This window comes from Janthinobacterium sp. TB1-E2 (assembly GCF_036885605.1).
In the GTDB taxonomy this organism is placed as follows: domain Bacteria; phylum Pseudomonadota; class Gammaproteobacteria; order Burkholderiales; family Burkholderiaceae_D; genus Janthinobacterium; species Janthinobacterium aestuarii.
Genome location: NZ_CP142523.1, coordinates 2,590,426 through 2,614,402 on the forward strand (window position 1 = coordinate 2,590,426; position 23,977 = coordinate 2,614,402).

27 protein-coding genes are annotated in these 23,977 nt (G+C 65.6%); 11 read left to right on the forward strand and 16 right to left on the reverse strand.

The window, feature by feature from the left end; all coding sequences use genetic code 11:
- Positions 1-9: 9 nt before the first annotated feature.
- The 5 genes from OPV09_RS11740 to OPV09_RS11760 form a co-directional block, all read right to left on the reverse strand.
- Positions 10-834 (reverse strand): ABC transporter permease, encoded by an 825-nt coding sequence (locus OPV09_RS11740; RefSeq protein WP_338681812.1) that lies wholly within the window; start codon positions 832-834, stop codon positions 10-12.
- Positions 835-840: 6 nt separating this feature from the next.
- Positions 841-1,830, reverse strand: coding sequence for an aliphatic sulfonate ABC transporter substrate-binding protein (locus tag OPV09_RS11745; protein ID WP_338681813.1), 990 nt, complete (start codon positions 1,828-1,830; stop codon positions 841-843).
- A gap of 28 nt (positions 1,831-1,858) precedes the next feature.
- Positions 1,859-3,250 carry an LLM class flavin-dependent oxidoreductase gene (locus OPV09_RS11750; RefSeq protein WP_034757186.1) on the reverse strand — a complete coding sequence of 464 codons (1,392 nt, stop codon included), beginning with the start codon at positions 3,248-3,250 and terminating at the stop codon, positions 1,859-1,861.
- Between the two features lie 3 nt (positions 3,251-3,253).
- Positions 3,254-4,081, reverse strand: coding sequence for a MetQ/NlpA family ABC transporter substrate-binding protein (locus OPV09_RS11755; protein WP_338681815.1), 828 nt, complete (start codon positions 4,079-4,081; stop codon positions 3,254-3,256).
- 147 nt (positions 4,082-4,228) lie between these two features.
- Complete coding sequence (locus OPV09_RS11760) at positions 4,229-5,443, reverse strand: acyl-CoA dehydrogenase family protein (RefSeq protein WP_338681816.1); 1,215 nt, start codon at positions 5,441-5,443, stop codon at positions 4,229-4,231.
- A 254-nt stretch (positions 5,444-5,697) separates the two neighbouring features.
- On the opposite strand from OPV09_RS11760, the gene ssuE reads away from it, so the two are divergent.
- Genes ssuE through OPV09_RS11785 form a run of 5 tightly spaced genes read left to right on the forward strand, consistent with a single transcriptional unit; the run spans position 5,698 to position 10,175 of the window.
- The gene (ssuE, locus tag OPV09_RS11765) at positions 5,698-6,318 is read left to right on the forward strand and encodes an NADPH-dependent FMN reductase (RefSeq protein WP_338681817.1); all 621 of its coding nucleotides are present in this window, start codon (positions 5,698-5,700) and stop codon (positions 6,316-6,318) included.
- A gap of 24 nt (positions 6,319-6,342) precedes the next feature.
- Positions 6,343-7,353 carry a sulfonate ABC transporter substrate-binding protein gene (locus OPV09_RS11770; RefSeq protein ID WP_072454675.1) on the forward strand — a complete coding sequence of 337 codons (1,011 nt, stop codon included), beginning with the start codon at positions 6,343-6,345 and terminating at the stop codon, positions 7,351-7,353.
- Between the two features lie 12 nt (positions 7,354-7,365).
- On the forward strand, positions 7,366-8,526 hold the full coding sequence (ssuD, locus tag OPV09_RS11775; RefSeq protein ID WP_072454674.1) for an FMNH2-dependent alkanesulfonate monooxygenase: 1,161 nt from the start codon (positions 7,366-7,368) through the stop codon (positions 8,524-8,526).
- Between the two features lies 1 nt (position 8,527).
- Positions 8,528-9,319, forward strand: a complete 792-nt coding sequence (gene ssuC / locus OPV09_RS11780) for an aliphatic sulfonate ABC transporter permease SsuC (RefSeq protein ID WP_338681820.1) — start codon at positions 8,528-8,530, stop codon at positions 9,317-9,319.
- A 25-nt stretch (positions 9,320-9,344) separates the two neighbouring features.
- Positions 9,345-10,175 (forward strand): ATP-binding cassette domain-containing protein, encoded by an 831-nt coding sequence (locus OPV09_RS11785; protein ID WP_338681821.1) that lies wholly within the window; start codon positions 9,345-9,347, stop codon positions 10,173-10,175.
- On the opposite strand, the gene OPV09_RS11790 is transcribed toward OPV09_RS11785, so the two are convergent.
- Positions 10,132-10,842, reverse strand: a complete 711-nt coding sequence (locus tag OPV09_RS11790; protein ID WP_331777759.1) for an HAD-IA family hydrolase — start codon at positions 10,840-10,842, stop codon at positions 10,132-10,134. The two genes, OPV09_RS11785 and OPV09_RS11790, sit on opposite strands and share 44 nt — an antisense overlap.
- 132 nt (positions 10,843-10,974) lie before the next feature.
- Between OPV09_RS11790 and OPV09_RS11795 the strand changes: the two genes are divergently transcribed.
- Positions 10,975-11,394, forward strand: a complete 420-nt coding sequence (locus OPV09_RS11795) for a hypothetical protein (protein WP_072454672.1) — start codon at positions 10,975-10,977, stop codon at positions 11,392-11,394.
- A gap of 19 nt (positions 11,395-11,413) precedes the next feature.
- Here OPV09_RS11795 and OPV09_RS11800 read toward each other — a convergent pair whose 3' ends face one another.
- Positions 11,414-11,869, reverse strand: coding sequence for an META domain-containing protein (locus OPV09_RS11800; protein WP_338681823.1), 456 nt, complete (start codon positions 11,867-11,869; stop codon positions 11,414-11,416).
- Positions 11,870-12,011: 142 nt separating this feature from the next.
- Between OPV09_RS11800 and OPV09_RS11805 the strand changes: the two genes are divergently transcribed.
- The 5 genes from OPV09_RS11805 to OPV09_RS11825 all read left to right on the forward strand — a co-directional run bounded on the left by OPV09_RS11805 (position 12,012) and on the right by OPV09_RS11825 (position 17,124).
- Positions 12,012-12,962, forward strand: coding sequence for a hypothetical protein (locus OPV09_RS11805; protein ID WP_338681824.1), 951 nt, complete (start codon positions 12,012-12,014; stop codon positions 12,960-12,962).
- Positions 12,959-14,428: a PLP-dependent aminotransferase family protein gene (locus OPV09_RS11810; RefSeq protein WP_338681826.1), complete on the forward strand. Its 1,470-nt coding sequence runs from the start codon at positions 12,959-12,961 to the stop codon at positions 14,426-14,428. Before OPV09_RS11805 ends, OPV09_RS11810 begins: the two co-directional genes overlap by 4 nt.
- 124 nt (positions 14,429-14,552) lie before the next feature.
- A complete protein-coding gene (locus tag OPV09_RS11815) occupies positions 14,553-15,731 on the forward strand; it encodes a benzoate/H(+) symporter BenE family transporter (RefSeq protein ID WP_425324052.1) in 1,179 nt (392 codons plus the stop codon).
- A gap of 84 nt (positions 15,732-15,815) precedes the next feature.
- A complete protein-coding gene (locus OPV09_RS11820) occupies positions 15,816-16,547 on the forward strand; it encodes a CPBP family intramembrane glutamic endopeptidase (protein ID WP_338681829.1) in 732 nt (243 codons plus the stop codon).
- Between the two features lie 37 nt (positions 16,548-16,584).
- The gene (locus OPV09_RS11825; protein ID WP_070304316.1) at positions 16,585-17,124 is read left to right on the forward strand and encodes a gamma carbonic anhydrase family protein; all 540 of its coding nucleotides are present in this window, start codon (positions 16,585-16,587) and stop codon (positions 17,122-17,124) included.
- A gap of 4 nt (positions 17,125-17,128) precedes the next feature.
- On the opposite strand, the gene OPV09_RS11830 is transcribed toward OPV09_RS11825, so the two are convergent.
- From OPV09_RS11830 to OPV09_RS11870, 9 genes are all read right to left on the reverse strand, one after another.
- Positions 17,129-17,488 carry a hypothetical protein gene (locus OPV09_RS11830; RefSeq protein ID WP_034757252.1) on the reverse strand — a complete coding sequence of 120 codons (360 nt, stop codon included), beginning with the start codon at positions 17,486-17,488 and terminating at the stop codon, positions 17,129-17,131.
- Positions 17,470-17,865 (reverse strand): helix-turn-helix domain-containing protein, encoded by a 396-nt coding sequence (locus tag OPV09_RS11835; protein WP_072454667.1) that lies wholly within the window; start codon positions 17,863-17,865, stop codon positions 17,470-17,472. Before OPV09_RS11835 ends, OPV09_RS11830 begins: the two co-directional genes overlap by 19 nt.
- A gap of 82 nt (positions 17,866-17,947) precedes the next feature.
- Entirely contained in the window at positions 17,948-18,862 is a 915-nt protein-coding gene (locus OPV09_RS11840; RefSeq protein WP_338681833.1) for an acyl-CoA desaturase, read from the reverse strand.
- Positions 18,862-19,179: a DUF3144 domain-containing protein gene (locus OPV09_RS11845; RefSeq protein WP_034757267.1), complete on the reverse strand. Its 318-nt coding sequence runs from the start codon at positions 19,177-19,179 to the stop codon at positions 18,862-18,864. The genes OPV09_RS11840 and OPV09_RS11845 overlap by 1 nt, the downstream gene beginning before the upstream one ends.
- A 71-nt stretch (positions 19,180-19,250) precedes the next feature.
- Entirely contained in the window at positions 19,251-19,751 is a 501-nt protein-coding gene (locus OPV09_RS11850) for a gluconokinase (protein WP_338681834.1), read from the reverse strand.
- Between the two features lie 2 nt (positions 19,752-19,753).
- Positions 19,754-20,257 carry an OmpA family protein gene (locus OPV09_RS11855; RefSeq protein ID WP_070304319.1) on the reverse strand — a complete coding sequence of 168 codons (504 nt, stop codon included), beginning with the start codon at positions 20,255-20,257 and terminating at the stop codon, positions 19,754-19,756.
- Between the two features lie 16 nt (positions 20,258-20,273).
- Positions 20,274-21,533: a diguanylate cyclase domain-containing protein gene (locus OPV09_RS11860; RefSeq protein ID WP_072454860.1), complete on the reverse strand. Its 1,260-nt coding sequence runs from the start codon at positions 21,531-21,533 to the stop codon at positions 20,274-20,276.
- A gap of 8 nt (positions 21,534-21,541) precedes the next feature.
- A complete protein-coding gene (locus OPV09_RS11865) occupies positions 21,542-22,123 on the reverse strand; it encodes a YfiR family protein (RefSeq protein WP_338681836.1) in 582 nt (193 codons plus the stop codon).
- Between the two features lie 193 nt (positions 22,124-22,316).
- Entirely contained in the window at positions 22,317-23,969 is a 1,653-nt protein-coding gene (locus OPV09_RS11870) for a Na+/H+ antiporter (RefSeq protein WP_128139749.1), read from the reverse strand.
- Between the last annotated feature and the right edge of the window lie 8 nt (positions 23,970-23,977).

Genomic DNA, 23,977 nt, shown 5'->3' on the forward strand with positions numbered 1-23,977 from the left:
GTGCTTTCGTCAGGTGGTGGCATAGCTGTCGCGCCAGGCGAGCAAACGGGTCTCCAGGCGCTGCATCAGGCTGTCGCTGGCCTTGCCCAGCACGGCCAGCAGCACGATGGCCGCCAACACGATGTCGGCGCGGCTCGTTTCGCGCCCGTCGCTGAGCAGATAGCCGAGGCCCCGGCTGGCGGCGATCAGCTCAGCCGCCACCATGAACATCCAGGCCAGGCTCAAACCGTTGCGCAGACCCGTGAAGATGGCGGGCAGCGCGGCCGGCAGCAGCACGCGCCGCGCCAGCGCGGGACGGCTCAAACGGTACATGCGGGCCGCGTCGATCAGCTTGCGGTCCACGTCGCGGATGCCCGACGCCACGCCCATGTAGACGGGGAAGAAGGCGCCGATGCCGATCAGGACCAGTTTCGGCGCTTCATCGATGCCTAGCCACAGCAGCAGCAAGGGCACCCAGGCCAGCGAGGGAATGGCGCGTAAGGCCTGGAACGTGGGGTCGAGCAGCGCCTCCAGCGTGCGGTTCAAGCCCACGGCCGCACCGAGCACGATGGCCAGCAGCGCGCCGCCCGCAAAGCCGATGACTACGCGCGCGGTACTGGCCAGCACATGGCCGGCCAGGTCCTGGCGTGCCAGTCCGGCGATGGTGGCGGCGATGTCGCTGGGCGCCGGCAGCAGGTTGGCGGGAATGGCGCCCGTGCGCACGCCCAGTTCCGCCGCCAGCAGCGCCAGGGCGGGCAGCAGCAGGCCGAGCGCCGCGCGCGGCAAGGGAGGAAGCTTGCGCCGGACGACCGTGTCGTGGGCCTGTGCCGGCGCGGCGAGCGTGTCTCTGGCCATGGCCGCTTACGCCTTGCCGATGAAGGGCGCGGCGAAGCGCGTGTCGACCAGGTCCGCGATGGCGCGGTTCAAGTCGGCGCCGGGCTTGACCAGCGCTTCATCGACGAGGATGGGCGCGGCCACCAGCAGGGCCTTCACATGTTCGTTCGACGGCTGCGGATTGCTGAAGTCACTGCGCAGCTTCACCTGCAGCAGCGCTACCGGCAGGCTGACCTTCGCTTCCTCCGACAGGATCTTCGCCGCCTCGGCTGGGTTGGCGCGTATCCAGGCGCGCGCCCGTTCGTAGGCCTGTATCACCTTGCCCACTTCGGCGGGGCGGCTGGCGAGGAATTCCTCGCGCACGTTCAGGAAGCCGTAGGTATTGAACGCCACGTTGCGGTAGATCAGGCGCGACCCCGCTTCCAGTTCGCTGGCGGCCATGTGCGGATCGAGCCCGGCCCAGGCATCGACCTTGCCCTGCTCCAGCGCCGCGCGGCCGTCGGCATGCTGCAGGCTCACGTGTTCGATATCGCCGCGTTTCAGGCCCGCCGTCTTCAATGCGCGCAGCAGGAACAGATACGGATCGGTGCCCTTGGTGGCGGCCACCTTCTTGCCCTTCAAGTCGGCGAGGCTGCGGATGGGGCTATCCTTGCGCACCACCAGCGCCGTCCATTCGGGACGCGAAAAAATATACGGCGCGCGGATAGGATTGCCGTTGGCGCGGGCCAGCAGGGCGGCCAGACCGGCGCTCGAACCGATGTCGATGCTGTTGGCGTTCAGGTATTCGAGCGCGCGGTTGCTGCCCGCGCTGAGCACCCACTTGATGCTGGTGCCGTCCGGCTTGAATGCTTCTTCCAGCCAGCCGAAGCGGCGCAGCACCAGGCTGGTGGGCGAATAATAGGCGTAATCGAGGCGCAGCTCCTTCAGCGGCGCTTGCGCGGCGGCGCGGGTGAGGCCGGGCAAGGCGGCGAGGGTGGCGCCGCTGGCGGCCAGTTGCAAGATGGTTCTGCGTTTCATGGTGTCCTTGAACGGGGAATCGGATATGTCATGCCGCTGCCAGGGCGTCGGCGGCGGGTGCGATGCTGACCAGGCGTCCCGCGTGATCGGCAGGCAGGCGCGGGCCCTGGCCGAAGACCTTGTGACGCAAGCTGCCTTCCTCGTATCGGGTGCGGTAGCGGCCGCGCCGCTGCAGTTCCGGCACGATGTGGGCCACCACGTCGGCCATGCTGTCGTGGGCCACGGCGAAGGCGAGGTTGAAGCCGTCGATGCCCGTTTCATCGAGCCAGCTTTCCAGCTGGTCGGCCACCTGGCGCGCATCGCCCACCAGCACGGGGCCGCGCCCGCCCAGGCCGATGTATTCGGCCGCTTCGCGCACCGTCCACGTGCGATCCGGATCGGCCTGGCTGAACGAGGCCAGCGCCGAGCGGCCGGCCGGGGAATCGATGTAGTCGATGGTGGCGTCGAGCGGGTAGCGGCTGAAATCGACGCCCGTCCAGCCCGACAGCAGCACGAGGGCCGCCTCGATATTTACGTGGCGCAGGTAGCTGGTATGCTTGGCGCGCGCTTCTTCTTCCGTGGCGCCCGTGATGACCAGCGCCTGCGCGTAGATCAGCAGCGCGTCGCCATCGCGCCCGCTTTGCCGCACGGCGGCGCGCAAGTCGTCGGCGTAGCGTTTCACCACCGTCTTGCTGGGGCCACTGACAAAGGTCGCTTCCGCGTGCCGCGCCGCGAAGCGCGTGCCGCGCGGCGAGGTGCCCGCCTGGTAGAGCAGCGGCGTGCGCTGGGGCGACGGCTCGCACAAATGGATGCCGGGCACCTGGTAGTGGCGCCCGGCATGGTTGATCGGATGGACTCTGGCCGGATCGGCGTAGATGCCGCGCGCCTTGTCGTTGACGACGGCGTCGTCATCCCAGCTCTTTTCCCACAGCTTGTAGACGACGTCCAGGTATTCGTCGGCAAGGTCGTAGCGCTCGTCGTGGCCCAGCTGCTGGCTCAAGCCCAGGTTGCGCGCCGCGCTGTCTAAATAGCCGGTGACGATATTCCAGCCGATGCGCCCACCCGTCAGGTGATCGAGCGTGGAAATGCGCCGCGCGAACGTATACGGGTGTTCGTAGGTGAGGGCGCAGGTGACGCCGAAACCCAGGTGCGTGGTCGCCTGCGCCATGATGGGCACGAGCGCCAGCGGATCGTTCAGCGGCACCTGCACGCCGTGTTCCAGGGCCGCATCGAGGCTGCCCCGGTACACGTCGTACACGCCCAGCACGTCGGCCAGGAACACCGCGTCGAACAGGCCCGCTTCCAGCAGCTGCGCCAGTTCCGTCCAGTGTGCGGGATCCGTGTAGCGGTGGCTGCGGTCGCGCGCATGCGTCCACAGCCCCGGCGACTGGTGGCCGACGCTGTTCATCTGGAAGGCATTGAAGCGTATCGTCTTGGCCATGGCTTATTTGGCCGCCGTCTGCAACGCTTGCTGGTAATCGGGTTTCGAATAGCCGGCAAAGTGCTTGTTTGTGATGTCGAGGAATTCGCGCGAGCGGTAGGCGGCTGCCAGGTCTTTCGCGAACTGCTTGTCCTTGTCCGCCGTGCGGATGGCCACCAGGTTGATGTAGTTGGGCGAGATTTTCTCGGCCACCAGCGCCTCCGTCAGTTTCAGTCCCGAGGCCAGCGCGTAATTGCCATTGATGAAGGAGTAGTCGGTGTCGCCCAGCGAGCGTGGCAGTTGCGCCGCTTCCAGCGGCAGCAGCTTGATTTTCTTCGTGTTGAAGGCGATATCCTTTTCCGACGCGCGCACGGGGTCGAAGCTGGCGCGCAGCTTGATCCATCCCAGCTGGTCGAGCAGCACCAGCGCGCGCGCCTGGTTGGTCGGATCGTTCGGCAAGCCCACCGTCGTGCCTTCCTTCACGTCGTCCAGGGTCTTGTGCTTCTTGCTGTAGATGGCAATCGGCGCGGTCGGGATCGTGATCAGGTCCGTCAGGGCCAGCTTGTGCTCCAGCGCGAATTTCTTCAGGTAGACGATGTGCTGGAACACGTTGGCGTCGAGCGAACCCTCGGCCAGCGCGAAGTTCGGCTGGATGTAGTCATTGAACTCGACCAGCTTGACCTTGTAGCCCTGCTTTTCCAGGATAGGCTTGATGCCCAGCTTGATCTGGTCCGCATACGGCCCGGCGCTGGTGCCGATGGTGATGTCTTTCGGGTCCTTGGCGTGGACGAAGCCGCTGCCCAGGGCGAGGGTCAGGGCGGTGAGGATGATGCTGCGGCGGGTGATGGTCATGTTAACTCCTGCATAGTGAAGAACTGGGGTCAGACCCGCCGGGGGAAATACGTCCAATGGGACGTATTCCGATCGCGAAGCGACTGACCCCGGAAGTCCGCTGAATAGCCTACGGCGTAAATGTATCGATTCGCCCAAGCCGTGGTTTTACGAGTAAGCCGTCGGCTCGGGCACCGTGCCGTTCAAGGCAAAGCGTCCCAGGTCGCGCAGCTTGTAGTCGATGGGGTCGTGCAGGGTATGCACGCGCACGTTGCGCCAGTAGCGGTCGTAGCCATACTGGGCCGAGGTGGAACGGGCGCCCGTCAATTCGAACATCTGGCTGCTGATCTCGAGTCCCGCCTTGTGCGCCAGGCACTTGGCTTCGGCCACGGCCACGGCCAGCAAGCCCCGTTCGCGCGCTGTCACCAGCGCTCCCTTGCGGAACACTTTTTCCAGTTCCTGCGCCGCCAAGTCGGCCAGCACTTGCGCGGGGCGCAGCAAGAGCCACAGCTGGCCATAGCGGTGCTGCACCAAAGGGTCGTCCGTTGCCCTGGCCACGCCCGAGGCAAACCAGGCTTTTGCCTGCTCGTCCGTGTACTGGCGCGCCGCGTCGAACGCGCCTTCGGCGATGCCCAGATAGAGGTTGCTCATGATCAGTTGCGCGATCTGCGAGCGGACGGTCGCTTGCGGCGTGGCCGCTTGCGCGGGCGCCTGCAGCACGAGGTCGCGCGGCAGGGCGACACCGTGGAAATGCACATTGCCGCTGTCCGTCTGGCGCTGGCCGAAGGCGTCCCAGTCCGCCTGCACGGTCACGCCGTCCTGGCGCGTGGGCAGGGCGGCGATCAGCGCCGTTTGCGTGGGCGCGTGCCAGGCGGAGACGGTCAGCCAGTCGGACCCCACGGAACCGGAAGAGAAGCTCTTGATGCCGTCGAGGATATAGCCGTCGCCGCTGTCGGTGGCCGTGACCCGTTTGTCGAGCGGGTTCAAGGCATTGCCCCAGAACAGGCGCTCGTCGACGGTCAGGGTGAGCAGGCGGCGCTGCTGCTGCGCGCTGCCATACAGCTGCAAGCCGGCCAGCTGCAAATGGTGGAAGCCGAAGACATGCGCGAGCGCGCTGTCGGCGCGCGCCAGGATGCGGATCACTTGATAGACGAGGGGCCACGACGCGCCCTGGCCGCCGAATTCCACGGGAATCGACAAGGTCAGCAAGCCCGACTCACGCAGCCATTCGCGTTCCTGCGCCGCATGGCCGCCGGCCTGGTCGCGGGCATTGGCCGTTTCGGCCAGGCGCGCGGCCAGCGACGTGGCGATGCTGATGGCGTCCTGCAGGGGTTCCGGCACAGGCGGCTGGGGACGGGCGGCATGGAGAAAAACGCTAGACATGAGTGAGATTCCAGAAAGACGATGACGCCGATATTGCACCGCCCCGCGTGCGCCGTACACGAAGAAAACCGCGCATGGATATGCGAAAAAAGCCATGCGGGGACCGGCACCTTCGCTTGCGGGGCGTCAGGCCCGGATAGTCAAAAAACGCATATCAAAGCGCGAAAGCATTCGTTTTACTGGGCTTCTGATGGCGATAGGCTGCAAGCATCCGAGCAACGCCACTTTCGATCACTTACAGGGACGGGCATCACATGAGCATCTTGTTATTGGGCGGTAGCCCGCAACTCCCATCGAGTTCCAGCCGCCTGCTGCTGCATATCGGCGAACAGCTGGCGCTGCAAGGCCACAGCTACGCCAAGCTGCATGTGCGCGACTTGCCGGCGCGCGCTTTGCTGCTGGCCGACTACGACGATGCGGCGATCGCCCGCGCCGTGCGCGCCGTGGCCGATGCGGACGCCATCGTGATCGCCACACCCATCTACAAGGCATCGTATACAGGGCTGCTGAAAGCCTTCCTCGACCTGCTGCCGCAAGATGGCCTGGCCGGCAAGCTGGTGCTGCCGCTGGCCACGGGCGGTGGCCATGCCCACACCCTGGCGCTCGACTATGCGCTGCGTCCCGTGCTCCATGCGCTGGGCGCCAAGCAAGTGTTCACCAGCATCTATGCCAATGCCCAGCAGCTGGCATGGCACGAAGAAGGGGGCCTGAGCCTGGACGCGCCGATTGCCGACCGTGTGCAGGCCGGCATCGAGGAATTGTCCACCGGCCTGTTCGTGCTGCAGGGACAGCGTCCGCCCGCGCCAGCCGAGATCCCGCACCCCGTACGTTCGCTGCAAGACCAGCCGTATGCGCCTCACTATCAAGCCGCCTGATTATTCACCGACCAAGGAACTGCCATGACACACCGCCACGCACAACGACTTTCGCGCCGTACCACCTTGGGCCTGCTGTTTGCCGCCGCTGCCGGCGTGATGGCGGCCGGCATGCCGGCCGCGGCGCAGGCGCAGGCCAAAGGGGAGGTCCAGGTGCAGGTGCGTATCGGTTACCAGAAATACGGCACCTTGACCCTGCTGAAGGGGCGCGGCACCCTGGAAAAACGCCTGGCCGAACAGGGCGTGGGCGTGAAATGGACGGAGTTTCCGGCCGGCCCCGTGCTGCTGGAAGGCTTGAACGTGGGCAGCATCGATTTCGGCACCGTGGGCGAGGCGCCGCCGATCTTTGCCCAGGCGGCCGGCGCCAACCTGGTCTACGTCGGCAATGAGCCGGCGTCGCCGGCCAGCGAAGCCATCGTCGTGCCCAAGGGTTCCGGCCTGCGCACCCTGGCCGATTTGAAGGGCAAGAAAATCGCCTTGAACAAGGGCTCGAACGTGCACTACCTGTTATTGAAAGCGCTGGAAAAGGCCGGTGTCGCGTACGCCGACATCCAGCCCGTGTTCCTGCCGCCGGCCGATGCGCGCGCCGCTTTTGAACGGGGCAGCGTGGATGCGTGGGCCATCTGGGATCCGTTCCTGGCGGCCGCCGAAAAGCAGCTGGGTGCACGCGTGCTGGCCGATGGCAAGGGTCTGGTGGCGAACTACCAGTTCTACCTGGCTTCGCGCACGTATGCGGAAAAAAATCCCGAGATCCTGCGCATCGTGCTCGATGAAGTGGCCAAGGTCGATGACTGGGGCCGCAACAATCCGGACGAAGTGGCGACGATCCTGTCGGCACAGACGGGGCTGGGCAAGGATGTCGTGGCGCTGGCCGCCTCGCGCTATGCGTATGGCGTCAAACCCGTGTCGGTCGATGTCATCGCTTCGCAGCAAAGGGTGGCGGATGCCTTTTCCAGCCTGAAGCTGATCCCGAAACCGATTGTCGTCAAGGATGCGCTGCTGCCGGCGCGCCAGCTGGCCACCAGCGCAAAATAAGGAACGAATACCATGTCATTGAATGTCTTCTGGTTTATCCCTACCCACGGCGACAGCCGCTACCTGGGCACGTCGCAGGGCGCGCGTCCTGTCGATGCCGATTACCTGCGCCAGGTGGCCGTGGCCGCCGACACGCTCGGCTACGACGGCGTGCTGCTGCCCACGGGGCGCTCCTGCGAAGATGCGTGGGTGGTGGCGTCGTCGCTGATCAGCGTGACGCAAAAGCTCAAATTCCTCGTCGCCATCCGTCCCGGCCTGTCCACGCCCGGCCTGGCCGTGCGCATGGCGTCCACGTTTGACCGCCTGTCGAACGGGCGCCTCCTGATCAACGTCGTCACGGGCGGCGACCAGGGAGAATTGGAAGCGGACGGCCTGTTTGCCGACCACGCCAAGCGTTATGAAATTTCCGATGAATTCATCAAGGTGTGGCGCGCCACGCTGGCGGGCGAGGGCGGTGCGGCCGGCTACGATTTCGAGGGCAAGCATATCCAGGTCAAGGGTTCCAAAACCCTGTATCCGCCCGTGCAGAAACCGTATCCACCGCTGTATTTCGGCGGTTCGTCGGAACCGGCGCATGAACTGGCGGCCGAGCAGATGGACGTGTACCTGACGTGGGGCGAGCCGCCCGCCGCCGTTGCCGAGAAAATCGCCGACATCCGCGCGCGCGCCGCAAAAAAAGGCCGCACAGTCCGGTTTGGCATCCGATTGCACGTGATCGTGCGCGAAACGAACGAGGCGGCCTGGCGCGCGGCCGATGAACTGATCAGCCACCTCGATGATGACATCATCGCCAAGGCGCAGGCGGCCTTCGGCAAGATGGATTCCGTGGGCCAGCAGCGCATGGCGGCCCTGCATGGCGGGCGGCGCGACAAGCTCGAGGTGTCGCCCAACCTGTGGGCCGGCGTGGGCCTGGTGCGCGGCGGCGCGGGCACGGCCCTCGTCGGCGACGGGCCGACCGTGGTGGCGCGCATGCAGGAATACGCGGACCTGGGCATCGACACCTTCATTTTCTCGGGCTACCCGCATCTGGAAGAATCGTACCGCTTTGCCGAACTGGTGTTCCCGCTGCTGGGCAAGGGCAAGGCCGTGGGTGAGCAGTCACTGACGGGGCCCTTCGGCGAAGTCATGGCCAGCAATATCGTGCCTGCCGCGCCGCAGAAAAAGGCGGCCTGAGATGGCGGCCGGCTCCATACGACGGGCACGCGCCGCGCCATGGCGTGATTCGCTGGCGCCATGGGCCTTGCCCGTGGCGCTGCTGCTGGCCTGGCAGCTGGCGGCGCAGTGGGGCTGGCTGTCGAGCCGCATCCTGCCCGAGCCGTGGGCCGTGGCGAAGGCGTTCTGGCACCTGGCCGTGTCGGGCGAATTGTGGCTGCACCTGAAAACGAGCTTGTGGCGCGCGACGGTCGGTTTCGCCGTCGGTGCGGGACTGGGCTTGCTGCTGGGCTTATTGACGGGCAGCTTCCGCCACGCGGAAACCCTGCTCGACACGACCCTGCAAATGGTGCGCAACATCCCCGCGCTGGCCCTGATTCCGCTGGTGATCCTGTGGTTCGGCATCGATGAAACGGCCAAGCTGTTCCTGCTGGCCGTCGGCGTCTTCTTTCCCGTCTACCTGAATACTTTCCACGGCATCCGCTCGGCCGACCAGGGCTTGATCGAAATGGCGAAAAGCTATGGCCTCTCGGGCTGGCCTTTGTACCGCGACGTGATCCTGCCGGCCGCCATGCCCTCGATTCTGGTGGGCGTGCGCTTTTCGCTGGGCCTCGTGTGGGTGCTGCTGATCGTCGCCGAAACCATCTCGGCGCAGGCCGGCATCGGCTACATGACGATGAATGCACGCGAATTTTTGCAAACGGACGTGGTGCTGGTGGGGATTTTGTTGTACGCCTTGCTGGGCAAGCTGGCCGATCTGTTCTCGCGCCGGCTGGAACGCCACTGCCTGCGATGGAATCCCGCTTACCGATAGTGACGAAATGACGAAGGAAGACACCATGCTGCTCGCCCCCATCCAGATCGAAACGGATTTTTTGTCGCATTTCGTGCAATACGACCCGGCCAGTGCGCCGCCGCAGGCCAAGGCCGCGCCGCAAGCTCCCTTGGCGCGCCGTGGCGTGCCTTTGGAGCTGACGCAATTGAGCAAGGCCTATGGCGAACGTCCTGTTTTGAAGAACGTCGACCTGCAGCTGGAAGCGGGCGAGTTCGTCGCCATCGTGGGGCGCAGCGGCTGCGGCAAGAGCACCTTGCTGCGCTCGATCGCGGGACTGGAAAGCGTCGATGACGGCAGAATCGCCATCGGCAGCGGCGTGGGCGCGCCCGACATCCGCATCATGTTCCAGGAATCGCGTCTGCTGCCGTGGAAAACGGTGCTCGATAACGTGGCCCTGGGCCTGCCCCGTTCCGTCGGCGCGGCGGCCGCCTCGCTGTGGACGGTGGGCCTGGCCGAACGGGCAAACGACTGGCCATCTGCCCTGTCGGGCGGGCAGAAGCAGCGCGTGGCGCTGGCGCGCGCCCTCGTGCACGAGCCGCAACTGCTGCTGCTCGACGAACCGCTAGGTGCGCTTGACGCCCTGACGCGCATCGAGATGCAGCAGCTGATCGAGTCGCTATGGCTGGCGCGCGGTTTCACGGCCGTGCTGGTGACGCACGACGTGGCCGAAGCCGTGGCCCTGGCCGACAGGGTGCTGCTGATCGAGGGTGGCCAGATCACCATGGACGTGCCGGTGGACTTGCCGCGCCCGCGCCAGCGCGGCCATGCGGCCTTCGCCGCGCTGGAGCAGTCTATCTTGTCGCGCGTGCTGCAGCCGTCTCGGCCAGGACAATAAAGCCGTCGGCATCGACGGTTGCGACGATGGCTTCATAATTGTCGATGGCCGGGTGGCGCGTGGCCAGCGGGTGCGCATGCGTGGCCGTGACGACGATGACCTTCGCGCCAGCCGCTTCGCCCGCCTCGATGCCGACCGACGCGTCTTCGAACACGAGGCAGTCGGAGGGCGCCACGCCCAGTTTTTCAGCCGCAAGCAAGTAGCAATCGGGTTTCGGCTTGCCCGCCTTGACGTCTTCCGCCGTCACCATGATGGCCGGTATCGGCATGCCGGCCGCCTTCAGGCGGGCCGTCGCCAGCGCACGCGGCGCCGAGGTGACGATGGCCCATTGTGCGGGCGGCAGCGATTCCAAAAAGCGCAGCGCGCCCGCGATTTCAATGATCCCTTCCACGTCGATGATTTCCGCATCCGTGATGCCCTGCGACTCGCGCTGCGCGTCGACGCCGGGCAAGCGCAGTTTGGCGATGGTGTCGACCGAGCGCGCGCCATGGATGGTGGGCAAAAAGGCCGCCACGTCGAGGCCCTGGCGCTGCGCCCACGTGCCCCAGATGCGTTCGGCGGCGGCGATGGAATTGATGACGGTGCCGTCCATGTCGAACAGAAAAGCGCGGTAGCGGCCGGCGGCCGATGGTGTCGGGGATGAAGACGGCGAGGGCAGTGCGGACATGGCTTCCTTCCAGGCGGGTTGGTTGAGGCTTTTTTGCAAGCGCCCATTGTAAGGTGAAAGCGCAATATGCGTGCTGTGCTACATTCAGCGCACCGGTCATCGTGGCCGGCAAGATACGGACAAGGACAGATAGTGGCAATCGAGTTTTCGTTGGAAGCGGATGCGCAGTTGGAGCAAGGGGTATTGACCGACGTATTGACGCGCTGCGGGGCGCAGGACGTCGAGCCGAGCGACAGGGGCTTCAATGGCTGGTTCCCCGAGTCGGGCCTGAGTTTTTATGTCCGTATCAGGAGCATTGAGCAAGGTATGGGAAGCGCCAGCCCTGACTGCGTGCTTGCCGAATTTCTGCCGTCGCCGCAGGACTGGCGGGTGGAGTACAGGATCAATTTCCGCTACAACAGCGATGAATACAATGCCTGCAGCAGCACCTTGCGCGAAGTCGTTGCCTGCCTGGTGGAATCGAGCCCCTGCAAATTTGTCGTCTCATTTCAATCTGAGCAAGTGTACTGCTTGCGCAATCAGCGGGGGCTGGAAATCTTCAAGGTCATCTGACCTGCTGCCGGACGACAGCCTACAGGTACACCGATTCAAACCTGGCCACGGGCGCGCCATCCTTGAGCAGGATCAGCTTCTCGCCTTCGATCTGGTAGCCCGTCACGCTGTTCAAATTGGTCAGTACGGCGCTTTCCAGCTGCATCAAAGGGGGCGGGCAGGCCATGCGCGTGCCGGCCAGTTGCGTGAAGCGCAGGGCCGTGCCGGCCAGCGTATAGCCGCCCATGACGCGGTTGCAGCCTGTGAAACCGGTGACCTTGCCATCGGCGGTAAGGGTGATGCGCACTTCGCGTTCCTGCTGCGGCGCCATCGCCACGGGAGTCCCATCGAGCTGCGTCAGCTTCCAGTAGGTATTCGTCAGGCTGGCCTGCGGCGCCAGGCTGGCGTTCGGCTTGGCGCTGTCGCTGGTGGCGGCACAGCCACCGGCCATGGCGATGGCGGCGGCGAGGGGAAGGTATTTCAGGCGATGCGGCATGGGATGCTCCTGTGAGGGGGAATGCCTGCAGACTAGCAGGTTTTTTGCGCCGCTCAGCGCACGGCAGCGGTGATCGTTTCCATTTTGCCAGTCCTGGCATTAAACTCATGCTTTCTTTAACGTTGATCGGGGAGCCGGGCCGATGCTGCAAGCGCAAGCGCTGGATAATCGACTGGTGGCCACCACTGACGACGACGTGCTGGTCGACCGCATCGTGCCCGGCGCGCCGCTGGTCGTCGCCTTCGGCTTCGTTTCGTGGACCACGCGTCCCGCCTTCGATTTTTACGGGCGCCTGAGAAAGCTGGAGCAGGCCAGCGGGCAGCCGCTGAACAAAATCCTCGTGCGCGATTCGGGCAATGCCTGGTACCACCGCCGCATCGCAGGCCTGGGCAACCATGTCGACGAGACGGCGCAAGCCTTGCGCGAACTCGTGCGCCGCATCGCGCCCAGCCAGGTCACGACCGTCGGCCAGTCCATGGGTGCGTACGCGGCCGTCATGTATGGCTTGCTGCTGGACGCGCAGCAGATCGTCGCCTTCGGGCCGCTGTCCTTCCTCGACGTGCAGCAGGCGCGCTTGTACCATGAGCTGCGCTGGCTGCCCGTGATGGAATCGCTGGCGCAAGACCCGCCAGCCTCCGGCTATTACGACCTGGCGGCCCTGTGCCGCGCCAGGGCAACTGAGCATACGCAGCTGCACCTGGTGTTCGGCACGCGGCCCGACGCGGCCCGACCGGATGTAGCTAACCTTGGCGCCAGCGCCAGCGAATCGGTCAACCTCGACGCCATGCACGCGCAGCGCCTGGCCGCCTATGGTCAATGCACCCTGCACCCGTTTCCGCACTCGGGCCACGCCGTGGTGCAGCACCTGATCGACACGAAGCGCATCAACGGCTTGCTGGCCAAGTGCATACTCGGTCTTACGCTGGAAGAGGAAGCGATGCCGGAGATCGGCGCCGCCTGGCGGGACTGGGTGGCGGAAAACCTGCGTTTGGGCTGCGCCGGCGAACAGCTGGTGGCCGTGCTGCAGCAGCACGGTTTTTCGCTGGCCAGCAGCATGGCTGCCGTGGATGCCGTCCGCGCCAAGGCCACATGACGCCGCAGTTCGAACTCGATACCCTGAAAATCCGCATCGCCGCGCCCGAACTGGCGGCGCTCGATTTGCGCGTGCGCGTGCAGCGCGCGCTGCGCCAGTTGATACTCGATGGCGTGCTGGCACCGGGCCTGCGCCTGCCGGCCACGCGCGCGCTGGCGCAATCGCTGGGCGTGTCGCGCGATACGGTGGAAATGGCGTACGCGCAGCTGCGCCTGGACGGTTATATCCAGCGCCAGGCGGGATCGGGCAGTTTTGTGTCGCCGACGATAGGCGCGAGCTTGCTGGGCAAGTCTGCGATGACGCTGCCGCCCTTGTCCACGCAGACGGTGGCGCTCAGCGCGCGCGGCGCACAGATTCTCGCCAGCGGCGGCGTGGCCGACCAGCAGACCGTAAAAGCTTTCGCCACGGGCTTGCCGGAAACGCGGGCTTTTCCGCTTGACGTGTGGGAGCGCTTGCGGCGCCAGGCGGCCAGCGAACACCATGTGCTGCTGCACGGCGACCCGCAAGGAGCCGAGCCTTTGCGCCAGGCCATCGCCGACTATGTCAACCTGGAGCGGGGCGCGCGGGCCACGGCCGGCCAGGTGCTGGTACTGAGCAGCACGCGCCAGGCCCTGTACCTGTGCGGGCAGGTGCTGGCCGATGCACATGGCCCGATCCTGATGGAAGACCCCGGCTATTTCGGCGCGCGCAAGGCGTTCGAGATGGCGCAGCTACGCGTCGTACCTGTGCCCGTCGACGCGCAGGGATTGTGCACGGCCAGCCTGCGCGCCGACACGAGCGGGGCCAACACGGTGTACGTCACGCCGTCGCATCAATATCCGACGGGCGCCACCCTGGCGCTCGAGCGCCGCCTGGCCCTGACTGCCTGGGCGGACGAGCGCCAGGGCTGGATCATCGAGGACGATTACGACAGCCAGTTCCACTACTCGGGCTTGCCGACGGCGTGCGTGCAGGGGCTCGACGCGCAGCAGCGCACGATTTACCTGGGCACCTTCGCCAAGTCGCTGTATCCGGGCCTGCGCATCGGCTACATGGTGCTGCCGCCCCCGCTGGTGCAACCGATGACCCATGCACGCAGCATCCTCGATGGCCACACGCCGCAACTCGATCAGCTGACACTGGCCCGTTTCATCGCCGATGGCCATTTCGCTGCCCATGTGCGTGCCATGCGCAAGGTATACGCCGTGCGCCGCGATGCGATGGCGCAGGCCGTGCAGCGGCACCTGCCGCACGTGGTCACGGCGCAACTGCCGCCGGGCGGCTTGCAGATGCCCTGTCTGCTGCACGAGGGCAGGGTGGAGCTGGAAACGATACGCCTGGCGGCGCAGGCGGGCATCGTGCTGCCGGGCCTGAGCCGCTTGTACGCGACGCCGCCGGCGCGCGGCGGCTGGCTGCTGGGTTTTGCGGCGCTCACCCCGCACGAGATCGACAGCGGCATCGTCCGCCTGGCCCGCGCGCTCGGTTAATGCTGTCAAAGTGGTCTGCTGTATTTGCTTGAATTGGCCTGCTTCAGCAGTCCATGTGAGCATTAGTATGCTGGCTTTCAATGGCAGAGGCATATACATGACAACAACCACAACAACCGCCGCCATGGCCGACCGGGCGCGCTGGCGCGACCTGGCGTCCCCCGCCATGGCCGCTTTCATTTCCGTCCTCGTCAACTATGGCGGCACCTTCGTGCTGGTGTTCCAGGCGGCCCAGCTGGCCCAGCTGAGCGCCGCGCAGACGGCGTCCTGGGTTTGGTCGCTGAGCATCGGCGTGGGCGTGACGGGCATCTGGCTCAGCTACCGCTACCGCGCGCCCATTATCACGGCCTGGTCCACGCCCGGTGTGGCTTTTCTCGCCACCGTCATGCCGCACACGCCGTATGCCGAGGTGATCGGCGCCTATATGATTTCCGCCATCGCCTTCATTCTGCTGGGCATGTCCGGCGCCTTCGAACGTCTCGTGCGGCTGATTCCTGGCGGCATCGCCGCCGGTTTGCTGGCCGGCATCCTGCTGCAGTTTGGCGTAAACGCGTTTGGCGGCGCCAGCGCCGATCCGCTGCTGGTGGTGGTGGTGTTGCTGTCGTACGCCGTGCTGCGCCGTTTCACGGCACGCTTTGCCGTGGTGGGCATCATGCTGATCGGCCTGGCCCTGCTGCTGGCGCAGGGGCGCATCGATGCGCAAGGCATCGAACTGGCCCTGGCCGCGCCCGTGTTCGAGATGCCGCGTTTTTCCGTGACGTCCCTGCTGGGCGTGGCGCTGCCCCTGTTCCTGATCACCCTGACGGGGCAATACATGCCCGGCATGCTGGTGCTGCGCAACGACGGCTACAACGTCAGCGCCAATCCTATCTTGACGGTGACGGGGCTCGGTTCGCTGCTCATGGCGCCGTTCGGCGCGCACGCCTTCAACGTGGCCGCCATCACGGCCGCCATCTGCACGGGCAAGGATGCCCATGCGGACCCGTCGAAACGCTATGTCGCGGGCCTGGCGTGCGGCGTGCTGTACATCCTCGTGGGTATCTTCGGCGTCACCCTGGCCAGCCTGTTCATGGTCTTGCCGCGCTCCTTCATCACGGCGCTGGCGGGCCTGGCCTTGCTGGGCGCCATCGGCAACAGCCTGGCACAGGCGATGGCGGACGTGCGCATGCGCGAAACGGCCTTGATCACATTCCTGGCCACGGCTGCGAACGTGACCCTGCTGGGTGTGGGCGGCGCCCTGTGGGGGCTGGCGGCGGGACTGGCGGCGCATGGGCTGACGCATGGCTGGCGCAAGGCGGCATAGCCTGGATATTTGCCCATTTTGCCAGCCGCCGCATACAATTGCTGCGCCCGTGCCCGTTGGCACCGTCTTTTCCCGATGTGAGCGATGGCCGACCTGACTTTCCTGGCGCAGTATCTGCTGGCGATCACGCCCGCCTTCCTCGTCTGCGCCGCCTTGCTGCTGGCGGTGCCGCGCTCGGTGCCGCTGCTGCGCGTGCTCGTGCACATCGTGTTTTTCGTGCTGGCGCGCGACGCGATGACGGCGCATGGCTACTGGCAAGTGGCGGCGGGCGGCTTGCGCTTCACGGCGCCGCCGCTGGTCTTGCTGGCGCTGGGCGCCATGTCGCTGGGGCTGGTGGCCAGCACGTGCTGCCTGGAAAGCGAGGCGCGCCGCCAGATCCGCTGGTTCGGCATGCGGCCGGTCCTGTCCGTGCTGCTGGGCGTGGCGGGCGCCGCACTGATCATCGCACTGGCGGCGGGCTTGAAGGCGCTGTTCGGCTTGCCGTCCCTGCCGCCCGTCGCGCCATCGCTGCTACCCTTGCTGCTGGCCTTTGCGCTGGCGGCTAACTGTTATGAGGAATTGCTGTTTCGCGGCTTGCTGCAGCAGCAATTGCGTGCCTGGCTGCCGGCCTGGCGCGCGGCGCTGGTGTCGGGCCTGCTGTTTGGCTTGTGCCACGCCTTCCTTGCCACCACCGTCACGCAGGTGGGTGCGCCCATCGTCGTCTTCACCGTGATCGAAGGCGTGGTGGCGGGGCTGGTATATTGCCGTGCCGGCTTGTTGGGCGCATCCCTGGCCCATGGCCTGGCGATTTTTGCGCTGGCCGCCGGCTGGGTGTGAATCCTGTTGTTTCAATTTAATGAAGAGTGAGAAAGCGATGCCTGTCAGTTCCTACCTGAATACCCGCCCCGTCGTGGGCGAGCGCGTCTACCTGCATGACACGGCGCAAGTGATTGGCGACGTGCAGATCGGCGACGACTGCTCGATCTGGTGCAACAGCGTGCTGCGCGGCGACGTCAACCGCATCGTCATCGGCGAAGGCAGCAATATCCAGGACTTTTCCATGGGTCACGTGTCGCACAGGAACGCGGCCAAGCCCGACGGTTCACCCTTGACCATCGGCAAGTACGTGACCATCGGCCACTCCGTCATCTTGCACGGCTGCACGATTGGCGACGAGTGTTTGATCGGCATGGGCAGCATCGTCATGGATGACGTGGTGGTGGAAAAGCACGTGATGCTGGGGGCGGGCAGCCTGGTGTCGCCGGGCAAGGTGCTGGAAAGCGGGCACCTGTACGTGGGCCGCCCCGCCGCCAAGGTACGCGCGCTGACGGAAGCGGAAATCGCCTACCTGCGCTATTCGGCCGAGCACTATGTGCGCGTGAAGAACAACTACCTGCTTGGCGAACCGGGCTGATGCTTCAGCCTGGCGCCATGGCCAGTGCATTGATGCGCGCCGCCATGGCGCGTGCATCAGGCACGCCCAGCACCAGGCGCGCCCATTTTTCGCCTTGCAATTCGATGACCAGTGGCTGCATGCCACGCGTCATGAAGACGAACTGGCGGTCGCCGCCCTTGTGATACGTGCCTGCCGAAATGACTCCCGGCAGGTTGGTGCCCGGTGCGCGCAAGCCAAGGGCCGCGCCGCGGAAACCGTCATCGTCGGTGGCTCCACGCACATGTTGCAGGGGAATGCACAGGTTGCCCTGAAAGGACGCCAGTTTTTCCCACAGGGCCAGGCGGATGGTCAGTGCATCGTCGTTCAATTCGAGGCTAGGCATGGTGTCTCCTTCGTTGGTTGATCCAGATGGCTTAACAGGCGTTCGCCCAGCAGGCGGGACGTATCGGCACCCGTGTCCAGTACGGCGGCACGGCACAGCGCCGTGATGGCGGCGTCAGAGGGCGCCAGTTCCTTCAAGGCGATGATCAGCAAATCGACCGCTTCTTCCCGCGCCGGCCAGCCAGGCTGCAGTGCTTGTGTCAGCACGCGCTCAAACAGATGGCGTTTGGAGCCGAAAGCCTTGTACAGGCTGCCGCGCAGCAAACCCGTCGCCTTGACCAGGTCATCGATCGACGCGGCGTTGTAGCCCAGGCTGCCAAAGACGGCGGCAGCCTGGCTGGTGACGGTCGCTTCGTCAAAGTTGCGTGGTCTGGCCATGGTAGGTAGGCGATGGGTACGACGGGGCGGGATGCCCTGTTTCTGGCACCACTATATGCATTGGTGAACGATTGGTCAATAACTATCTGCGGCCAGCCGTTTCGCGCAGTTCCGGCCGCGGCGCCAGGTCTTGCGGCAGGCGCAGGCCGGAGACGAGCCCCAGGCGCCGCAACAGCAGCAGCATCCACCAGCCCGGGTCCCATTCGCCCGGCAGCAGGCCCAGCCTCGCAGAGCCCGGATACGCATGATGGTTGTTGTGCCAGCATTCGCCCATGGTCAGCAGCGACGTCAGGCGGATATTGCGGCCCTGCACGGCGGCCCCGTCGACATGAAAATGCATCTGCCCATGGTTGTGGGCGAAGTAGCCGATCAACCAATGGCCGAGCACGCCGGCGCTGACCCGCGCGCAGATGCCCCAGCAGACCAGGCCCCAGCCGCCCCAGACAAAGAACAGCAGGGCCCATGGCAGTTGCTGCAGCATCCAGCTTCTTTCCAGAAAACGGTAAAGGCGGTCGTGCGCGATGCGCGGCTCGATGGCGATGTGCGGCGGGTGGTCGAGGTCGAGGCGGCAGAACAATTGCCACCAGGCATCGCGCCAGAAACCGGCGCCGTGGCGCAAATACGGGTGGCAGTCGGGCAGGCGCTGCGCATAGTCGCGCAGTTCGTGCTGGCGCAGCAGGCCCAACGGACCGCTGAGGCCCACCAGCACGCCCAGGTACACCAGCAGGTATTCCAGCCATTGCGGGCATTCAAAGCTGTCGTGGATCAGCTTGCGGTGGCTGCCCAGCGAGTGGCCGAACAGCAGGACGATGGCCGTGCCGGCCACGAACAGCAGCAGGCCGGTCCAGCTGAAGAAGAACAGGGCGCCCGTCACGGCGCCGGCCAGCATGGCCGTCAGCCATAGCGATGGTAAAGGCGCAAAGCGCACCGTGCCGTGCAGCAGGCTATCGGCGTGGGTGGCGCGGGCGCGGTGGCCATCCAGGCTGGCCGCCGTCATCAGGCCTTGGGGGCCGACGATGGTTGCGTGTATTTGTCGAAGTTGGTGATGTAGTCGTTGAAGTTGTCGGTCAGCATGCGCTTGTACTGTTCCGTGAAGAAGGCCACGGCGCCTTCCTTTTCTTCCTGCATCTTGGCCACGTCGTTGCTCTTGCTGGCGACGAGGAAGGCGTTGAAGCGGGCGGCCGCGTACAGCAGCGAGGTGGCTACTTCATTGCCGCCGCTGTGCATGCATTGCTCATTGGCCAGGGCGATGACCTGGTCGGCGCGTTCCCAGAATTCCGGGCCCGGTGCTGGTTTTGTCGTTGGTGTGCTCATAAAAATCCCTCATGAAAGTGCGCGCCAGTCTACACAGGGGGCCGCGGGCTGTCCAGCCGCGCAGCCGCCAGTCAGGGCGCCTGCAGGATTTGTTCCAGTAACACGGGCAGCGGCTGGCGGATGTCGAGCACCATGCCGGCCTCGTCCGGCTGCAATGGCTGCAAGGCGGCCAGCTGGCTGTCGAGCAGGCTGGCCGGCATGAAATGGCCGGGGCGCTGCAAGCGGCTTTCCAGCACGTCGCGCGGGCCATCGAGGTGGATAAAGCGCAGGGCCGGGTCGCCCTCGCGCAGCACGTCGCGGTAGGCGTGCTTCAGGGCCGAGCACGAGACGACGAGGCCGCTGCCTTGCGCGCGGGCCGTGGCGATGCGCTCGCGCAGGGCGGCCAGCCAGCCGGCCCGGTCGGCATCGTCGAGGGGAATGCCGGCCGCCATCTTGGCCACGTTTTCCGGTGGATGCACCTCGTCGCCTTCGACGTAGGGCACGTGCAAGGCGCCGGCCAGCAGGCTGCCGACGGCGCTCTTGCCGCAGCCGGACACGCCCATCACGACCCAGCGCACGGCGGGCACGCCCATGGTCAAGGCGCCGAAACGATGACGGTGACGCGGCGGTTTTCCGCCTTGCCCGTCTTGCTGGCGTTCGAGGCCACGGGCTTGCTCATGCCCAGGCCCTTGACGGTGATGTTCTCGCGCGGAATGCCCGATGCGCTCATGGCGTCGGCCACCACGTTGGCGCGCGCCAGCGACAGCTTGTTGTTGTACGCTTCCGTGCCTTCGTTATCCGTATGGCCTTCCACGCGCATGTGGGTAATGCCCACTTTCAGCAGGGCGGCGCTGATTTTCTGGATGGCGCCCCGGCTGGGCGCGATCAGCTTGGCGGCGTCGAACTCGAACAGCAGCTTGTCGGTAAAGCTCAGTTCCCAGCCTTCGTCCGTCTGGTTGAAGCCTTGCTCCTTCAAGGTGGCGACTTGCTCGGCATTGAACAGCGGTTTGATTTCTGGCGTGCTCTGGCAGGCGGCCAGCAGGCCCAGCATGAACAAGCCGAGTAAGCCGCGGCGTAATTGCGTGTAGATGAATTGCATGGTGTTGCTCCTTGGTTCAGGGGTGAGTATGGGGTTGCGGCAGGCGCGCCACCTGGCGCGTGCCGCGCTGCGCCTGCTTGGCGCGGTACATGGCTTCGTCCGCCGCGCCGACCAGCGAGATGGCGTCGATGGCGTGATCGGGAAAGACGGCCACGCCGATGGTCAGCGAGCTGACGATGCTGTTGCCGGTGGGCAGTTCAATGGCTTGCGCCATGGCGGCGATGATGTTGTCGGCGATGTGCATGGCGTCGCTGCTGTTGCGCAGCGGCTTGAGCACGATGGCGAATTCGTCGCCGCCCAGGCGCGCTACCAGGTCGCCTTCGCGCAATTGCTGCTTGATGCGCGCGGCGATCGTCACCAGCACGCGGTCGCCCGAGGCATGGCCGAAGGTGTCGTTGATGTACTTGAAGCGGTCGCTGTCGAGGAACAGCACGGCCACCTTGCCATTGCCCACCCGCGCGTCGAGGATGGCGCGTTCCAGTTCCGCTTCCATGAAGGCGCGGTTCGACAGGCCCGTCAGGCTGTCATGGTTGGCGCGGTGCGACAGCGAGGCGTGTTCCTTCTGCAGATGGCTTTGCCACGCTTCCAGTTCGTCGAGCAGGGCGTTGAAGTCGTCATTGATCTGGTTCAGCTCGGCGATATTGGCGGGCGGCACGCGCAGCTCGAACGAGCGGTCGCGCCGCACGCGGTGGGCCGTTTCCGCCAGGTGGCGCAGGGGCGACGTGATTTCCGTTTCCATGCTGCGCGACAGGCGCACGGCAACGACCAGGCTCAGCACCAGGCAGGCGAGCAGGCAGGAGAGGCCGCTGAGCAGGAAGGGCAGCAGGCTGCGGCTGTGCGGCACCAGCTTGATGCTGCCGATGGCCTGGTCATTGCGCATGATGGGGAAGGTCAGCGAATCGGGCAGCATCCAGCCCGTCAACGCACGCTCGATGTAGTAGCGCGTGCCGTGTTCGCCCCGTTCCCAGCGGGCCAGCACCTTGCCGGCCTGGTCGCTTACCTGGGCCTGGTCGATATCTTCATTGACGCCGATCAGGGCCAGCGCTTCCCTGGCGGCCATGGAGTCGCCAAAGACGACGGCCCCTTCCACCGTGTAGCTCATCGACCGGGCCACCAGGCGCAGGTTCTGGTCCGAATACACACGCAGGGCCAGCAGCGCCACGGCCGTCAGGGTCAGGCCGGCGGCCAGCACGGCGATCAGCGACACGCTCAGGTGGGCGCGCCGCAGCACGCTGTCGAGCGTGCGGCGGGGCTGGCGGGCGTGCTTGTTGCTCATGCGGGCGCTCATGGCGGCGGTCCCTTGCGACGTGCAATTTGCAAGGCATTCGGATGCACGCGCAGGCCGCTGCGGGCGATGGCGTCGAGGTTGACGTCAAAACCGATCTGCGCCTCGGTCAGGCGCAGGCAGAACATCGTGCCCACGGCGCAGGAAGTACCCGGTTCGGCGACCGATAGAATCGGTTTGCCGATGATCTGCGCCAGCAGATGCTCGCGTTCGCCCTCGGGCAGGCTGCCCAGGTAGACGACGTCGCATTCGCTGGCCGCGCTGGCCATCGCCGGGAGTTTCACGCGGATGCGCTGGCCCAGGCTGGAAGCGGGAGTGTCGACGATGGACGCGCCGTAGCGTGGCGCACCGAGCATGCAGACGCGCACTTCCTGGCGCGCCACGGGCCAGCGCACATAACTGATGATGCCGAACAGGACCTGCGCCACTTCGGCGGGACGCCTGGCGTCGGCAGCCGCGCCCGTTTGCGCCCACGCCGCGCACGGCGCCAGCGCACCGCAGGCGAGCAGGGAGGCCAGCAGCACGACAGCGAGCAGGACGGGCGGCGCGGGGCGCTGCCGGTGGCGAGGGGAGAAGGGCACGGCGTCGGTGTCTTTATGCAGGTCGGTGGCTATTCAAATAGTTACTTCGCAACACAGACTCTACGGAAGTCCATGTTGAAAGTAAATCACGGCATGACGCCATAAACCTTGCATTATAAACACGAATGTGAAAACTTGCATTCTTTACCATGAGAATTACTTATCAACACTGCCTAGGCGGGCCAGAGTGTTGCTATTCTTCCAGTGTCGCTTCCAGCAAGTCGATTTCGCGCAGCAGGCGCAAGTGAATGGTATCGTCCAGCTCGCCCGAGATGCGGCGGCGGAACAGTTCATCGCGCTCCGCATTGAGCGCTTCCAGGCGCAGCGAGCGTTCGGCCCTGGCCAGTTCCTGCAAGCGCATCGCCTCGTCGTTGCTGCTTTCGCCATACGCGAGGCGGCGCCGGTAGGCTTCGATCAGGCGGTTGGCCGCTTCCGTGACGACTTGCTGCTTGTCATTCTTGTCGATGCCTTCGCACACTTTTTCCAGCCGCGCGATGGCCGCTTCGGCGGCAGCGGCGCGGGCGTTGCGCTCTTCCGTCGAACGGCGCGCGGGCGGCGCGAAGACGAGGCCCTTGGTCAGCAGGGGCAGGGTGACGCTGGCCAGCAGCAGCGACAGCAAAATCACGCCCATGGCCAGGAAGATGACGAGGTCGCGCGCGGGAAAGCGCGTGCCATCGGGCAGGAACAAGGGCAGGGTCAAAATGCCGGCCAGGGTCAGCGCGCCGCGCACGCCCGCGAACGACGCCACCAGCAGCAATCGCAGGCTGGGGCGGGCCAGCAGCGCCGCGTCCTTCGGTTCGCCCGCCACCTTCTTGTGGTGCTTGAACAGGGTCAGCTTCATGGAAATGAAGACCCAGAGGAAGCGCATGAAGGTCAGCCCCACCGTGATGGCGATGACGAACAGCGGCAGTTTCCAGGCGCTGCCGGCGCCGATCTCGGCCGAGGCGGCCGGCAAGCCGGCAACGGTGGTGGGCAGCTGCGCGCCCAGCATGACGAAGATCACGCCATTCAAGACCAGTTGCACGGTATCCCACACGGCCTTGCGCTGGGTGCGCGTGGCGGCCAGCGGGCGGCCGATCAGGTCGGCATAATGCATGGACACGCCCGCCGTGGCGGCGGCCAGGATGCCCGAGCCGTGGATTTGCTCGGCGCCCAGGTAGGCGGCAAACGGGATCAGGATGCTGATGAGGATTTGCAGGCCCGGTTCTTCGCCGACCTTGCTCACCAGCCATTTATTCGCCAGGCCCACGCCCCATGAGATGGCCAGACCGATGATGATGCCGCCGCCTGCTTCCTGCAGGAAACTCAGCGAGGCGGCGCCGATGGAAAAGCCGCCCGTCATCATGGCGCCGACGGCAAAAGTGAAGCAGACGAGGCCCGACGCATCGTTGAGCAGGGATTCGCCTTCGAGGATGTGCATCAGGCGCGGCGGGATCGGATTGCCTGCGGCGATCGCCGAGACGGCCACGGGGTCCGTCGGCGACAGGATGGCGCCCAGCGCGAAAGCGACGGCCAGCGGCACGCTGGGAATCAGCCAGTCGATGAAAAAGCCCATGCCCAGCACGGTAAACAGCACGAGGCCGATGGCCAGCATCAGGATCGAGCGCGCGTCGGAAAAGAAGGCGCCCTTGGGAATGCGCCAGCCATCGAGAAACAGCAGCGGCGGGATGAAGAGCAGGAAGAAAATGTCGGGATCGAGCGGCACTTGCACGCCAAACACGGCCAATCCCGTGCCGCCGGCGATCTGGATCAGGGGCAGTGGCAGCTTGACCCAGCGCGAGCGGGCGAGAAAGCCGCACAGGACGACGGTCAACACGAGGATGAGGATGATGGTAACGGTATGCATGAAGGAGC

Coding starts and splice junctions, on each gene's coding strand:
- OPV09_RS11740 (WP_338681812.1), bottom strand. CDS start 834: ATGGCCAGAGACACGCTCGCCGCGCCGGCACAGGCCCACGACACGGTC.
- OPV09_RS11745 (WP_338681813.1), bottom strand. CDS start 1,830: ATGAAACGCAGAACCATCTTGCAACTGGCCGCCAGCGGCGCCACCCTC.
- OPV09_RS11750 (WP_034757186.1), bottom strand. CDS start 3,250: ATGGCCAAGACGATACGCTTCAATGCCTTCCAGATGAACAGCGTCGGC.
- OPV09_RS11755 (WP_338681815.1), bottom strand. CDS start 4,081: ATGACCATCACCCGCCGCAGCATCATCCTCACCGCCCTGACCCTCGCC.
- OPV09_RS11760 (WP_338681816.1), bottom strand. CDS start 5,443: ATGTCTAGCGTTTTTCTCCATGCCGCCCGTCCCCAGCCGCCTGTGCCG.
- ssuE (WP_338681817.1), top strand. CDS start 5,698: ATGAGCATCTTGTTATTGGGCGGTAGCCCGCAACTCCCATCGAGTTCC.
- OPV09_RS11770 (WP_072454675.1), top strand. CDS start 6,343: ATGACACACCGCCACGCACAACGACTTTCGCGCCGTACCACCTTGGGC.
- ssuD (WP_072454674.1), top strand. CDS start 7,366: ATGTCATTGAATGTCTTCTGGTTTATCCCTACCCACGGCGACAGCCGC.
- ssuC (WP_338681820.1), top strand. CDS start 8,528: ATGGCGGCCGGCTCCATACGACGGGCACGCGCCGCGCCATGGCGTGAT.
- OPV09_RS11785 (WP_338681821.1), top strand. CDS start 9,345: ATGCTGCTCGCCCCCATCCAGATCGAAACGGATTTTTTGTCGCATTTC.
- OPV09_RS11790 (WP_331777759.1), bottom strand. CDS start 10,842: ATGTCCGCACTGCCCTCGCCGTCTTCATCCCCGACACCATCGGCCGCC.
- OPV09_RS11800 (WP_338681823.1), bottom strand. CDS start 11,869: ATGCCGCATCGCCTGAAATACCTTCCCCTCGCCGCCGCCATCGCCATG.
- OPV09_RS11805 (WP_338681824.1), top strand. CDS start 12,012: ATGCTGCAAGCGCAAGCGCTGGATAATCGACTGGTGGCCACCACTGAC.
- OPV09_RS11810 (WP_338681826.1), top strand. CDS start 12,959: ATGACGCCGCAGTTCGAACTCGATACCCTGAAAATCCGCATCGCCGCG.
- OPV09_RS11815 (WP_425324052.1), top strand. CDS start 14,553: ATGGCCGACCGGGCGCGCTGGCGCGACCTGGCGTCCCCCGCCATGGCC.
- OPV09_RS11820 (WP_338681829.1), top strand. CDS start 15,816: ATGGCCGACCTGACTTTCCTGGCGCAGTATCTGCTGGCGATCACGCCC.
- OPV09_RS11825 (WP_070304316.1), top strand. CDS start 16,585: ATGCCTGTCAGTTCCTACCTGAATACCCGCCCCGTCGTGGGCGAGCGC.
- OPV09_RS11830 (WP_034757252.1), bottom strand. CDS start 17,488: ATGCCTAGCCTCGAATTGAACGACGATGCACTGACCATCCGCCTGGCC.
- OPV09_RS11835 (WP_072454667.1), bottom strand. CDS start 17,865: ATGGCCAGACCACGCAACTTTGACGAAGCGACCGTCACCAGCCAGGCT.
- OPV09_RS11840 (WP_338681833.1), bottom strand. CDS start 18,862: ATGACGGCGGCCAGCCTGGATGGCCACCGCGCCCGCGCCACCCACGCC.
- OPV09_RS11845 (WP_034757267.1), bottom strand. CDS start 19,179: ATGAGCACACCAACGACAAAACCAGCACCGGGCCCGGAATTCTGGGAA.
- OPV09_RS11850 (WP_338681834.1), bottom strand. CDS start 19,751: ATGGGCGTGCCCGCCGTGCGCTGGGTCGTGATGGGCGTGTCCGGCTGC.
- OPV09_RS11855 (WP_070304319.1), bottom strand. CDS start 20,257: ATGCAATTCATCTACACGCAATTACGCCGCGGCTTACTCGGCTTGTTC.
- OPV09_RS11860 (WP_072454860.1), bottom strand. CDS start 21,533: ATGAGCAACAAGCACGCCCGCCAGCCCCGCCGCACGCTCGACAGCGTG.
- OPV09_RS11870 (WP_128139749.1), bottom strand. CDS start 23,969: ATGCATACCGTTACCATCATCCTCATCCTCGTGTTGACCGTCGTCCTG.